General features: G+C 63.2%; 11 protein-coding genes. 8 read left to right on the top strand and 3 right to left on the bottom strand.

The window, feature by feature from the left end; all coding sequences use genetic code 11:
* Positions 1-113: 113 nt before the first annotated feature.
* From AC1DLO_RS01550 to AC1DLO_RS01570, 5 genes are all read left to right on the top strand, one after another.
* On the top strand, positions 114-1,781 hold the full coding sequence (locus AC1DLO_RS01550; protein WP_476888552.1) for an ABC transporter substrate-binding protein: 1,668 nt from the start codon (positions 114-116) through the stop codon (positions 1,779-1,781).
* 79 nt (positions 1,782-1,860) lie between these two features.
* Entirely contained in the window at positions 1,861-3,366 is a 1,506-nt protein-coding gene (locus tag AC1DLO_RS01555) for a malate:quinone oxidoreductase (protein ID WP_476888553.1), read from the top strand.
* A gap of 64 nt (positions 3,367-3,430) precedes the next feature.
* The gene (locus AC1DLO_RS01560; RefSeq protein WP_476888554.1) at positions 3,431-6,664 is read left to right on the top strand and encodes an efflux RND transporter permease subunit; all 3,234 of its coding nucleotides are present in this window, start codon (positions 3,431-3,433) and stop codon (positions 6,662-6,664) included.
* A 127-nt stretch (positions 6,665-6,791) separates the two neighbouring features.
* On the top strand, positions 6,792-7,913 hold the full coding sequence (locus AC1DLO_RS01565) for an LLM class flavin-dependent oxidoreductase (RefSeq protein ID WP_476888555.1): 1,122 nt from the start codon (positions 6,792-6,794) through the stop codon (positions 7,911-7,913).
* A complete protein-coding gene (locus AC1DLO_RS01570; protein ID WP_476888556.1) occupies positions 7,910-8,374 on the top strand; it encodes a MarR family winged helix-turn-helix transcriptional regulator in 465 nt (154 codons plus the stop codon). Before AC1DLO_RS01565 ends, AC1DLO_RS01570 begins: the two co-directional genes overlap by 4 nt.
* Positions 8,375-8,406: 32 nt before the next feature.
* Here the strand turns inward: AC1DLO_RS01570 and AC1DLO_RS01575 are convergent, their stop codons facing one another.
* Both AC1DLO_RS01575 and AC1DLO_RS01580 read right to left on the bottom strand, forming a co-directional pair.
* Positions 8,407-9,213, bottom strand: a complete 807-nt coding sequence (locus tag AC1DLO_RS01575; RefSeq protein ID WP_476888557.1) for a transglutaminase-like domain-containing protein — start codon at positions 9,211-9,213, stop codon at positions 8,407-8,409.
* Between the two features lie 71 nt (positions 9,214-9,284).
* Positions 9,285-10,100, bottom strand: a complete 816-nt coding sequence (locus tag AC1DLO_RS01580; protein ID WP_476888558.1) for a hypothetical protein — start codon at positions 10,098-10,100, stop codon at positions 9,285-9,287.
* Positions 10,101-10,223: 123 nt separating this feature from the next.
* On the opposite strand from AC1DLO_RS01580, the gene AC1DLO_RS01585 reads away from it, so the two are divergent.
* Genes AC1DLO_RS01585 through AC1DLO_RS01595 form a run of 3 tightly spaced genes read left to right on the top strand, consistent with a single transcriptional unit; the run spans position 10,224 to position 12,276 of the window.
* Positions 10,224-10,895: a DUF1684 domain-containing protein gene (locus AC1DLO_RS01585; RefSeq protein WP_476888559.1), complete on the top strand. Its 672-nt coding sequence runs from the start codon at positions 10,224-10,226 to the stop codon at positions 10,893-10,895.
* A gap of 22 nt (positions 10,896-10,917) precedes the next feature.
* Positions 10,918-11,772 (top strand): fumarylacetoacetate hydrolase family protein, encoded by an 855-nt coding sequence (locus AC1DLO_RS01590; RefSeq protein WP_476888560.1) that lies wholly within the window; start codon positions 10,918-10,920, stop codon positions 11,770-11,772.
* Positions 11,773-11,784: 12 nt separating this feature from the next.
* Positions 11,785-12,276, top strand: a complete 492-nt coding sequence (locus tag AC1DLO_RS01595) for a GtrA family protein (protein ID WP_476888561.1) — start codon at positions 11,785-11,787, stop codon at positions 12,274-12,276.
* Positions 12,277-12,366: 90 nt separating this feature from the next.
* On the opposite strand, the gene AC1DLO_RS01600 is transcribed toward AC1DLO_RS01595, so the two are convergent.
* Entirely contained in the window at positions 12,367-13,524 is a 1,158-nt protein-coding gene (locus AC1DLO_RS01600) for a cysteine desulfurase family protein (protein ID WP_476888562.1), read from the bottom strand.

The following is a 13,524-nucleotide window of genomic DNA, read 5'->3' on the forward strand; positions in this document are numbered from 1 at the left end:
TCCCTGACCGGGGCCCTTCCGTTTCCAGCGAGGACTCAGGCCCCTGACCTAGACTGGGCTGCGGTCCGGCTGCCACGGGCCTTCGCCCGTCCAACTGCCTTGAGGGGACAAGAGTGGTAAGCAGCAAGCTTCGCCGAGTCACGCTACAAATCGGCGCAGGCCTTCTGGCCGTGGCCTTGACCTCGTGCACGGTAAGTCCTGGACCGGCACCGTCGACATCGGCCGCAGGCGACGCTCCGGCAGAACCGAGCAAGACGTTCAACTTCGGAACGCCGTCGATGCCCCTTGGACTCGATCCCGCTTTGACGAACGACGCCGAGTCGTATCGCGTCACCCGGCAAGTGATGGAAGGCCTTGTAGGCGTCGATGCTTCCACCGGGCAGCCGACGCCCCTACTAGCCACAGCGTGGTCCCAGGGAAATGACGGCCTCAGCTACGACTTCACACTGCGCACAAAAGTCACTTTCCACGACGGGACAGCCTTTGATGCCGCGGCAGTGTGCAGCAACTTCAACCGCTGGTTCAACTTTCCGGCAACCGTGCGCCAACAAGTGCCAGGCATCCCCTTCAAGAGCGTCTTCAAGTCCTTCTCGGACGACGCCGCCCTTTCCCTCTTCAAGAACTGCAAGGCGATCTCTGCCGACCACGTCCAGATCAACTTGGCGAAGCCCTTCACCGGATTCCTCCAGGCTTTGACGCTGCCAGCTTTCGCAATGTCGTCCCCCAAAGCGATGGCCGAAGGCAATGCGAACGTCCTGGACAAGAAATTGGCAGGACAGCCGGCGTCGGCGTACGCGTCCCACCCCGTAGGCACCGGCCCGTACGTCTTCTCTTCATGGAGCGCGGACCGCATCACCCTCACGAGCTACAAGGGATACTGGGGCGACCGCGGACAGATCGCTACCGTCAACTTCATTCCGTTCGACCATCCGCAGGGCCGCCTCCAGGCCCTGCTGGCGGGCACAATCGACGGCTACGACCTCGTCACCGCCGGCACCTTCGACCAACTGGTCAAGAAGGGCATGCAGATTGTCCAACGGGATCCGTTCTCCGTGATGTACCTGGGAATGAACGAGTCCGTTGCGCCTCTCCAGAACCTTGGCGTCCGCCAGGCAATCGAAATGGCCATCGACAAAGAAACCCTCATCCATAAGTTCTTTATCGACAACACCTCACCGGCTTCCCAGTTCGTTCCGCCCAAGCTGAGCGGATTCAACAACAATGCTCCGGCGCTCGGGTATGACCCGGACAAAGCCAAGCAGCTGCTCGCCAAATCCGGCTACAAGGGCGAAGAACTCAAGTTCTACTACCCGCTCAACGTCACCCGCGCCTACATGCCCACACCGGAAAAGATCTACGCGGAGATCAGCGCCGAGCTGACCGCCGTCGGACTGAACATCAAACCGGTACCTGTGAGCTGGGATGACGGCTACCTCCAAAAAGTCCAATCGCCGGGCGACCATGCGCTCCACCTTCTCGGCTGGAATGGCGCCTACTCGGACCCGGACAACTTCGTGGGCACCCTTTTCGGCGAGAACAACGGTGAGTTCGGCTACAGCGATCCGCAAGTGTTCTCGAAAATCGACAGGGCACGCGGGCTCCCTGACGGCTCTGACCGCAACTCCCAATACCAGACCATCAACGCCCAGATCGCCGCAACCGTCCCGGCGGTCCCCATTGCCTTCCCTATCTCGGCCTTGGCCCTTTCCGACCGCGTCGAGAAGTACCCTGCATCGCCTGTCTTAAACGAAGTTTTTACAAACGTTCGCCTGAAGTCTTGACGGGCCGCCGCAATTTCAGTTATGCGCCCACGCGGGGATATTCTGTGACAGCCAGTGCCGCCGCTATCGGAGATAGATCGTGACCTTCATTTCCAAGACACACCACGCTGACGTCGTCCTTATTGGGGGCGGAATCATGAGCGCAACCCTGGGAGCGTTCATCAAGCAACTCGAACCCAGCTGGACCATCTCCCTCTTTGAGCGACTCGACGAAGCCGGCCTTGAAAGCTCCGGGCCGTGGAACAACGCGGGAACCGGACACGCAGCGCTCTGTGAGCTTAATTACTCCCCCGCGGCGAAGGACGGCTCAGTCGACCCGTCCAAGGCCCTGCACATCAACGAGCAATTCCAGCTTTCCCGGCAGTTCTGGTCCCACTTGGTGGACAACAAGCTGATCGGATCCCCCAAAGGCTTCATCAACACCGTTCCGCACATGAGCTTCGTCATCGGCGACAAGCACGCAGACTTCCTCAAGACCCGCTACGAGGCACTCAAGCCCAACACGCTCTTCCGCAGCATGGAATACACGGAAGACCAGGCGCAGATCGCCAAATGGGCTCCACTGATCGTCAAGGGCCGCGACGCCAAGCAGCGCGTTGCCGCCACCCGCGCAGCGGAAGGCACCGACGTCGACTTCGGCGCCCTGACCCGCGAACTGACCGGCTACCTCGCCAACAACGGCGTTGAAGTCAACTACGGCCATGACGTCACCAATGTCCGCAAAGCCTCCGACGGCGGCTGGGACCTTTCGCTCAAGCACCCTGCTTCGGGCGAGCACGGCCAGATCCACGCCAAGTTCGTCTTTGTCGGAGCGGGCGGTGGAGCACTCCACCTGCTGCAGGCGTCCGGCATCCCGGAGAGCAAGGGCTACGGCGGTTTCCCGGTCTCCGGCCAGTTCTTCCGCTGCACCGACGAGGCGATCGCCAGCCAACACAGCGCCAAGGTGTACGGCCAGGCATCCGTGGGTGCCCCGCCCATGTCCGTGCCGCACCTCGATACCCGCTACGTCAACGGCAAGCGCTCCCTGCTCTTCGGCCCGTACGCCGGTTTCTCGACGAACTTCCTCAAAACCAGCAGCTACCTTGACTTGCCGCTGTCCATCCGCCCGAGCAACATCATCCCGATGCTCGCTGTCGCGAAGGACAACATGGACCTGACCGCTTACCTCATCAAGGAAGTGGCCAAGCGCCACGAGGCCAAGGTGGAGTCACTGCGCGAGTACTACCCGCAGGCCGACGGCGGCAACTGGGAGCTGATCACGGCGGGCCAGCGGGTGCAGATCATCAAGAAGGACTCCCGGAAGGGCGGCGTGCTGCAGTTCGGCACCGAAGTCATCACGGCCCGTGACGGCTCCATCGGAGCACTGCTCGGCGCCTCGCCCGGCGCATCCACCGCAGTCCCGATCATGATCGAGATGCTGCAGCGATCCTTCCCGAAGAACTTCAAGGGCTGGCAGTCAAAGCTCAAGGAAATGATGCCGGGCTACGGCGTCAAGCTGAACGACAATCCGGAGCTCGCCGCCGAGCTGGAAGCGAGCACTGCCCGTTCGCTGCAACTCGAGACCGCCAACGCCGTGCAGCACTAGCAACAGCCCGGGCTGCGGCCAGTTCGAGGCACGAGACAGACCGTAGACCCTAGGAGACTGTGCAATGTTCCGTCTGGCAAGGCTTTCACTGGCCAACAGGGCATTGATCGCGCTGATCACCGTTTTCGCTGCGGTGTTCGGCGTGATCACCATGTCCTCGCTCAAGCAGGAACTCATCCCCTCGATTGAGTTTCCGCAGATTTCAGTGATCACGGCCATGCCGGGCGCCTCTCCGGAAGTCGTCGACAAACAACTCAGCCGGCCCCTCGAAACAGCATTGAACAGCGTCGAAGGCCACGAATCGACCACGTCGACATCACGGAACGGCGTTTCACAGATCACCATGGTGTTCACCTATGGTTCGAGCCTGGACCGCGCGCGCAACCAGATCGATCGCGCCATCTCCAACGCCAAACGGGCGCTGCCGGCCGACGTCGAGCCCCGGTCCTTCGCCGGCAGCATCAGCGACTTCCCTATCGTGTATCTGGCAGTGTCGTCGGACAAGCCGCTGAGCGAATTGAACACAGACCTGCAGCGGCTCAGCGTTCCCAGGCTCCAAAAGCTGGACGGGGTCCGCAGTGCCGACGTGACCGGTGGGGCAACCCAGCACATCCTGATCCAGCCCAAAGCCCAGGCCATGGCCGCAACCGGCGCGACGGTCCAGTCGCTCACAAATGCCCTCAAGAACAACGGGACGCTGGTTCCGGCGGGGACCATCGAGGACCAGGGCAAGTCACTCTCCCTTCAAATCGGCAGTCCTGTGGACTCCCTCGACGTCATCAAGGGTTTGCCTCTCGCCGGGGCCAAGGGCGGCACCACGATCAGCACCGTTGCCGATGTGAGCATCCAGGACGACGCCGCAACCTCCATTACCCGCACCAACGGGAAGCCGACGCTGGCCCTGTCCATCACGAAGAAACCCGACGGCGATACGGTTGCCATTTCGCACGCCGTCAAGGATTCGCTTGCCCAGATGGAGGCCGAGCTCGGCTCCAATGCGCATTTCACCCCGGTGTTCGACCAGGCCCCGTACATCGAAAAATCCATCAAGGACCTCACGACGGAAGGCCTTCTTGGACTGGGCTTCGCCGTGGCAGTCATCCTCGTGTTCCTGATGTCCGTGCGCTCAACGCTGGTGACGGCAGTGTCCATTCCCCTGTCGCTCCTCATCACGTTCATTGGGATATCGGCGACCCACTACTCGTTGAACATTCTCACCCTCGGTGCGCTGACCATTGCGATCGGCCGGGTGGTGGATGACTCGATCGTGGTGATCGAGAACATCAAGCGCCACCTCAGCTATGGCGAGCACAAGCTCGCGGCAATCCTCAATTCCATCCGGGAAGTTGCCGGTGCCATCACGGCGTCCACCCTCACCACGGTTGCCGTCTTCCTGCCGATCGCCTTCGTGGGCAATCTGGCGGGCGAGCTTTTCCGGCCCTTCGCCCTGACGGTGACCATCGCCTTGTTGTCGTCGTTGCTCGTCTCCCTCACCATCGTTCCGGTGCTGGCGTATTGGTTCCTCAAGTCGCCATCGCGGGCCGCTGGGAATGCCTCCGACGCCGCGGACGCCGTCGCCGCTGAGCACGCCGTTGCCGCTGCGCATGAGGCGGAGCAGCGGAGCCTACTGCAGCGCGGCTATTTGCCCATCCTGGCCAAGACCCAGAAGCACCCGGTGGTGACCATCGTCGCCGCGGTCCTGGTGTTGGGTGGAACAGCAGCCATGTCCCCGCTGCTTGCGACAGACCTCCTGGGCAACTCCGGCCAGAACAGCATGACCGTGCGCCAGGTCCTCCCTGCCGGTACCAGCTTGGAACAAACCGGCGCCGCTGCTGCACAAGTGGAATCGGTCCTCCGCGGAATCGGTGGCATCAAGGACGTCCAGGTAACCTCAGGCAATGCCCAGACCGGTTTCGCCGCCCTCACTTCCAGCGGCGCGTCCAACTCGACGTTCACGGTAGTGACGGACGAAAAGGCTGACCAGCAGAAACTGCAGGACACGGTCCGGTCCCGGCTCTCCAGCGCCTCGGCTGTCGGAAAGATTACTGTCGGCGCCCAACAGGGCGGCCTGGGCACGTCTTCCAGCGTGGACATCACCATCAACGCCGCCAACACCGCTGATCTGAAGACCGCTAGCGACACTGTGGCGAAGGCCATGGACGGCGTACCCGGGAGTTCCGAGGTGGCCACCAACCTGGATGCCAGCCAGTCCGTGGTCCAGGTAAAAGTTGATCGGGCCAAAGCCGTCGCCGCTGGATTGAACGAAGAACAAGTTGCCGGCGTGCTGGCGTCTACTGTCAGTCCCGTCCCCGCAGGCACTGTCCGCATCGACACGACCGATTTCCCGGTCCAGATCGGCGAAGGCACGCATTTCAGCAGCATCGCCGACGTCCGGGCCATCAACCTCCCGACGGCGGCAGGGCCGGTTCCGCTGTCCAGCATCGCTTCCGTGAAGCAAGTGGACACCCCGGTGTCCATCACCAGCAGCAACGGCCAGCGAAGCGCGAAGGTGACAGTCACGCCGTCGGGCTCCAACCTTGGTGCGGTCAGTACGGCAGTCAGCGAGCGGCTGGCCTCCGTGCAGCTGCCGGCAGGCGTTACCGCCACGATCGGCGGCGCCACAACCCAGCAGGCGGACTCGTTCCGGCAGCTCGGCCTCGCTCTACTGGCCGCCGTCGCCATCGTCTATGTCATCATGGTGGCCGCCTTCAAGTCCCTCATCCAGCCGCTCATCCTGCTCGTATCCGTGCCTTTCGCGGCGACGGGCGCCATCGCTTTGCTCCTGCTCACGGGGGTCCCGCTGGGCCTGCCTTCGCTGATCGGCATGCTGATGTTGGTGGGAATCGTCGTGACCAATGCGATTGTGCTGATCGACCTCATCAACCAGTACCGTAAACCGCACGGCGGCAACCCCGGAATGAGCGTTGCCGAAGCCATCACCCACGGCGCCCGGCAGCGGCTACGCCCCATCCTCATGACCGCGCTAGCCACCGTTTTCGCCCTCACGCCCATGGCTTTGGGCCTCACGGGGGGCGGCGGCTTCATTTCCCGGCCGCTCGCGATCGTGGTCATCGGTGGGCTCGTCTCGTCCACGGCGCTGACCCTCGTTCTGGTTCCGGTCCTCTACAAACTGGTCGAAGGCCGGCGGGAGAAGAAAGCACTGCTCAAGGCTCTGACGCAGCGTCCGGACGCGAAGGATGGCACTGCCGGCCATGGCGAGGCCGAGCACCTGGATTGGACCACCGGAATGATCCCCAGGGTCACCGGCCGCCGCTCCGCTACCGGCCGCTCCGAGTAAGGCAACACACCGGGAACAAAATGACGCCTTGCCCTGTTGCAAACACCGATACATGCAAATGCATCTATTTTGGGATAGACTGTTTACCAGAGCCCGAACACCAATCGGGTAGGCAGAAAGGCACATCATGGAGATCGGCGTATTCAGCGTCAGCGACATCACCACTGACCCCACCACGGGCAAGACCCCCACGGAGAACGAGCGCATCAAGGCCGCCGTGGCCATTGCCAAGAAAGTCGAAGAGATCGGCATGGATGTCTATGCGATCGGCGAGCACCACAACCGCCCCTTCTTCTCATCGTCCCCCACCACCACTTTGGCCTACATCGCGGCGCAGACGGAACGCATCACGCTGTCCACGTCCACCACGCTGATCACCACGAACGATCCGGTCAAGATCGCCGAAGACTTCGCCATGCTCCAGCACCTCGCCGACGGCCGCGTGGACCTCATCATGGGCCGCGGCAACACGGCTCCGGTGTACCCCTGGTTCGGCAAGAACATCCAGGACGGGATCGAACTCGCCGTCGAGAACTACTCCCTCCTGCGTCGGCTCTGGGATGAGGACACCGTCAACTGGAGCGGCAAGTACCGCACCCCGCTGCAGAACTTCACCTCCACGCCCCGCCCGCTCGACGGCGTCGCGCCCTTCGTCTGGCACGGCTCCATCCGCAGCCCCCAGATCGCGGAACTTGCCGCATACTACGGCGACGGCTTCTTCGCGAACAACATCTTCTGGCCCAAGGAGCACTACCAGCAGCTGATCGGCCTGTACCGCGAACGCTACGAGCACTACGGCCACGGCAAGGCAGACCAAGCCATCGTCGGACTCGGCGGGCAGTTCTTCATGCGCAAGAACTCCCAGGATGCGGTGAAGGAGTTCCGTCCCTACTTCGACAATGCGCCGGTGTACGGCCACGGGCCCTCACTTGAGGACTTCACTTCCCAAACGCCGCTCACCGTCGGCAGCCCGCAGGAGGTCATCGAAAAGACGCTGACCTTCCGCGAGTACTTCGGCGACTACCAGCGCCAGCTCTTCCTGGTGGACCACGCCGGCCTGCCGCTCAAGACCGTCCTGGAGCAGTTGGATCTCTTCGGCGAAGAAGTCCTGCCGGTCCTGCGCAAGGAATTCGAGGACCGCAAGCCGGCGCACGTACCCGATGCACCCACCCACGCGTCACGTGTTGCCGCTTCCTTGGCCGCTTCATCCAGCGATGACGTGACCGATCCTGCCGGGAGGTCGGCGTGAGCACCAAGGCACCCACCTCGTCATCCGTGCGCCTTGCCGCCGAAACCTGGGAGTCCTTGTTCCGCTCCCAGGTGGCGGTCATGCGCCGGCTCCAAGCCGGGCCGGCGTTCAAGAAGCTGCCCATCAAGGAGTATGACGTCCTGTTCACGCTTTCCCGCTGCCCCACGGGCAAGCTGCGGCTGAACGAGATCAACGATCACGTCCTGCTCAGCCAATCCAGCCTGAGCCGCCTGGTTGACAGGTTGGAGAAGCGCGGACTCGTGGAACGCAGCATCGCCCCCGACGACGGCCGCGGGATCCTGCTAGGGCTCACCGAAACCGGGCAGGAACTTCAGAAAGAGATTGGCCGGGAGCACATCCGCGATATCGCCGAGCTTGTGGCTCCTGCCCTGACGGCCGAGGAACAACGTGAGCTGCTCCGGCTGACGGAAAAGCTGCAAGCGTTCGTCGCAAGCAGGTAGAGCGGGGCCAAGGCGGCCGGCCCAGGATTGCGTCAGCGCAGGACGACGAGCTTTGCCGGATCCTCATCCGGCAGCTCGTCGGCCACGACGGCCGTCACTTTCAGGCTCTTCAGGGACAAGCTTCCGCCCACCGTCGACAGGAACGCGGTGTCCGAGGAATCGCGCCCGGCCGTGATGCGCAGCATGGACTCCCTCGGGGCCAGTCCGGTGGGGTCGATCACGTACCAGGTTCCATCGATGTGAGCCTCAGCCACAGCATGGAAGTCCATGGGGCTCAGGCCGGGCGCATATACGGCCGCGAGCCGCGCCGGGATGTCCTTGGACCGAAGGAGGGCGATGGCCAGGTGGGCGAAGTCGCGGCAGACACCTTTGCGGTGCAGCAGCGTTTCCACCGCTCCGTCCGTCCCCCGCGAGGAACCACTGACGTAACGGAGTTCGTCGTGGACCCAGTTCCGGACGGCCTGCAACAGCTCCTCGCCATGCAGCCCCCCGAACTCTGCGTAGGACGTCGGAAGGAGCCGATCGGACTCGGCATAACGGCTGGGCCGCACATAACGGATGAGCTCCATCCGCGAGGACTCATCGGGGACACCCAAGCCCTCCACCGAGGCGCGGTAATCGACCGTCACCTCGCTGGGTTCGGCGAACTCCATGTAGTGGAAACGGCCGCCGTGGTGGTCTGTCAGCTCAGCCACCGGAACAGCTTCGCCGTCCACCGTGACTGACAACTCTTCGGTCAACGATTCGTAACCTGGATTGTTGGCTACGGCGATTGCCATCGCCACCTTGGTGTTGGCGACGGTCTTGAAAACGAGCTGGGCAGCAACGTTGCGTTCCATGGATCTCCGGAGTGTCGCGGCTGGACACTCCACCCCAGTGTCGCCGATCTATTGGCAAGTCAATCGTGGTTCTACAGATTGATCTTCAGAGACAGTAGCATCCGCTGGACGTTGGCGAATTCCGAACCCTGATCAACGTATTTGGCAGCCTGGTCCAAGGTGTCGAAGGACTTCGCCGGCGCAACCACTTCGTCCGTGGCAAATGCGTGCACGGCAGGCATGTCCCCAAAGTAGTAGTTGCCTTTTCCAGTGGGCCCCACCACGAGATTCCGGAGTTGGCAGGCTTGGCCATCGGTTCCAGCCACCAGGTTGGTGATGCCGTACGAACCGAAGAATTTATAGCCCTGAATGACCCTGAACACCACATGCGGGGGAATCGTGGAATCTCCGTCCGCGTGGGGCAGGTCAATGGGGACGCTGCTGACAACCACGTATGGCCGCTTGGCCGCCGGACTGCAGTCGGCGGGGCTCGCCGCAGGCAGCCCGGTGTGCAGCGTGGCCAGGTACCGTCCCTTGGCATCCTTGACTTCGATCTTGAGGGCGCCTGGCAAGGAGCCCGCGTCGGGCGTGACCGATTGCGCAATCCAGTCGCTTGGAAGATCGAAGCTGACCTTCTTGGCCGCATCCGAATACGTCTTCCACGCAGAGGCCGTAGCCCCCGCCGTCGCCGTACTTCCGGTGGAGGGGCTCCCCGAAGCGGCGGAAGTGCCCGACGGCGGCGCCGTACTCGCGCCCGACGGCCCCGGAGTGCCCGGCGTCGCACTGGTGGACCCGGCCGTCCAGACGGTTCCGCCCTTGCCTTCGGAACTGCAGCCAGCCGCGGACACCGCCACGAGCACCCCTACGACGGCGATTGAAAACTTCAACGGGATCCGCTTGGCTCTCATGCACACAAGCCTAGCGGCGCCGCACCGCTGCCCGCCCGTCCGGGCCGGCGTTTCGCGAGTGCAAACCTGGAGAGACCGTACGGCAAGCGGCTGCGCCCCGTGCCGTAGGACTAGGCTGGACGCATGGCTCCAGATCAGTTTGACGAGGACGAAAAAAGTGTTGCCGGAATTTCCGCCGTGGACATTGCGGACTGGCGCTTGCGTACGTTTGCCTTGTACGGCGACGTCCGGAAGATTGCGGTGGGCGATCCCTTTCAAGCCCATGTCTATTGGCGCCAGGAACGGGATCGAATGTTCGGAACCCACCCGGCCTCGGCGTTGACGCCCGGCAGCAAGCAAGCCTTCTCGGGCCTCCGCACCGCTGACTACAACCCCCAATTCCGCCGCTATGCCGCGTTGTCTCCTGAAGGCGCGGGCCAAGAGATGAATGTCCAGACCGGAACCGATGGCGTGGTGCCGTTCGTCCGGCTTGGCACCTTCGACCTCGACGAGCTTGGCTCCCTGGCGGTATGGCGCCTCCGCAGCTACGGTGGCGGTATCTTCGTCCCCTTCCGCGACGCCACAGCCGGTAAGCCAGGTGGAAGCTACGGGGCCGGCCGATACCTGTTGGACACCATCAAGGGCGCTTTCCACGGCCTTCGCGGATCCGGGCAACAGCAGGAGTTCGTGCTCGACTTCAACTTCGCCTACAACCCGTCCTGTGCGTACAACGAGGCCTGGGCCTGCCCCTTGGCCGGACCAGCGAATCGACTGTCCGCGGACATCCCGGTTGGGGAGCTCTACCTGCCCGTATAGCTCTAGGACGTAGGATGTCTTTATGACTTCCTCACGTGTCCGCCGGATCGCCCGCGTCCGCCCGCTCTCCCCGGCCACGCCGGACGAACAATTCTTCGTGGCCAACGACGCCGTCGACTTCGCTTCCGAAGCAGGCCGCACCTGGACCCTGGTGGACAGCCCGCTCCCGGGCTCGCTGGCAAATGGCAGCAGCGCGGACCGGCCGGGGTGGCACACGGGTGCAAAGGTATCGGAGGAGACGTTCACGTTCCTGGCTCCGTCTGTTCCAGCAAACGTCCTCGGCATGGCGCACAACACCGGCCAGCCTGGGCGGGAGCTACCTGCGCAGGCGTTCCACAAAGCCGCCACAAGCGTGATCGGACCAGGCGACGCGATCGAACTCACCTCCGACGTCGGGTACGTGGACCCTGAAGCGGAACTGACCGTCGTCGTCGGCCGCAGAGTCCGTGGGTTGACGCTCGACAACGCGCGCGGCGCCATCCTCGGTTTCACGATCGGAAATGATGTCTCGGCCAGGGACCTGCAAAAGACCGACGAACTGTGGATCAGCGCGAAGAGCCAGGACACGTTCACTCCCGTAGGACCGTGGATCGTCACAGATCTCGACGACAGTGATCTTTCAATCGGCATCGTGCACAACGGCAGGGAATTGCGGAAAGCCAGTTCCGCCGATCTGGGCTGGAAGGTGGACGAAATCCTTGTCTACCTGACGTCGTTCATGACCTTGCACCCCGGCGATCTGGTGCTCACCGGTTTCCCGGCCGAATGCGCCCGGATCGAGCCCGGAGATACTGTGACCTGCCGCATTGAGGGTATCGGGGAGCTCAGCAACCCCGTAAAAACAGCTTCTTGGGAGAAAATCCCCAGCTTGATGTGACAGGCTTGAGCAATGGAGTCTTCTGCCGCGCCCGCCACTGAGCCGCGGCAGGCGTCCCTTTCAAGAACACTCACTGGTAGGCGACACAAAGGTGTCCTGCGGTATCCAGTAGTTCGCCAACTCATCCGCTTCACCGGCGTCGGAATCATCTGTACTGCAACGTCGCTGGCCCTGTATGCGCTGTTCCGGCCGTGGATGGGACCCCAACTGGCCAACGCCGGAGCGCTGATCATCACTTCGCTCATGAACACCGCATTGAACCGGCGGTTGACCTTCAAAATCATCGGCAACCGGAAGAGAACCCGGGACCACGTGAATGGGCTGATCGTGATTGCGGTGGCCCTGGTCATCACGGGTGGGAGCCTGGGCGTCCTGCATGCGTTCCGGCCCGACGCCTCCGTTACTGAAGACCTCTGGACCACCACCCTGTCCGGATTCTTCGCCACGGCCGTGCGCTTCACCATGCTGCGGCACTGGATTTTCCGCCGGGCCCGCCACGTTTGATTGACTGCCGGATTCCCAACTGACTAACAGTAGATGCCGTTTTGAGCCCTCAAAACGACAACAAATGCGAGCTAGTTGGGGTGGGGACGGTCAGCGGCGACCGAGCCCCTGCACGCTCCCGACGGCGGCAGCCACGGCTTCCGCGGCTTGCTCCAGTTCCGCTGACGTCACCGTGGAGTCGAAGCTGAAACGGACAGCTGTGTGGGCCACCTCGGGCTCGATTCCCAAGGCCAGCAGCACCGGCGAGGGAGCGTCGGATCCAGCGGCGCAGGCCGATCCGCTCGAGCACACCACCCCGAGCCGCTCGAGCTCAAGCAAGACCGACTCCCCGCTCGTGCCGGGTAAGCAGAAGGACGCAACCGACGGCAAGCGCTGCGAGGGGTGGCCGGTCAGCACTGCACCAGGCACAGCCTCAAGGACAGCGCGGATGAAGGCATCCCGCAACTCCGAGACGCGCCCCGCCAGTCCGGACTGTCCGGCGTGGGCAAGAGTCAGTGCCGTGGCCAGCGCGACCGCCCCCGCTACGTTTTCAGTCCCGGAGCGCCTGCCCCGCTCCTGACCGCCGCCATGGACCAGCGGCTCAAGGCGCAACCTGCCCTTGGCATAGAGCACCCCGCTGCCCTTGGGCGCGCCGAGTTTATGGCCGGAAATACTGATGGCGTCGACCCCCAGTTCCTTGACGCCGATGGGCAGCCAACCAGCGGCCTGGACAGCGTCCGTATGGAACGGCACGCCATGTTCCGCGGCCACCTCTGCGAGCTGCCGCACGGGCTGCACCGTCCCGATCTCGTTGTTCGCGTACATGATGCTGACGAGCGCGGTTTCCGGACGCAGGATGGCCCGAAGAGCCTCAGCCGTCACCACACCGTGCCGGTCCACGGGGACCACGTCCACGTCGAATCCGTGGACGCGTTGCAGGTAGCGTGCAGATTCCTCCACGGCCGGGTGTTCGATAGCGCTGATGACAATCCGGTTCAGGGCAGGATCCGTGGCCCGCCTCGCTAAGGCGATTCCCTTCACCGCCAAGTTGTCAGCCTCGGTCCCACCAGAGGTGAAGGTGATCTCCCCCGGTCTGCATCCCAGGACCTTCGCCACCGCCGCACGGGCCCCGGACAACGCATTCGCAGCTGCCTCGCCGAGGCTGTGATGGCTTGAAGGATTGCCGAACTCGCCCGTCAGATACGGCCACATCGCTTCGAGGACTTCCCTGCGGACGGGCGTCGTCGCCGCTGCGTCGAGGAAGATCAT

Source organism: Arthrobacter sp. 01T419, assembly GCF_056398865.1.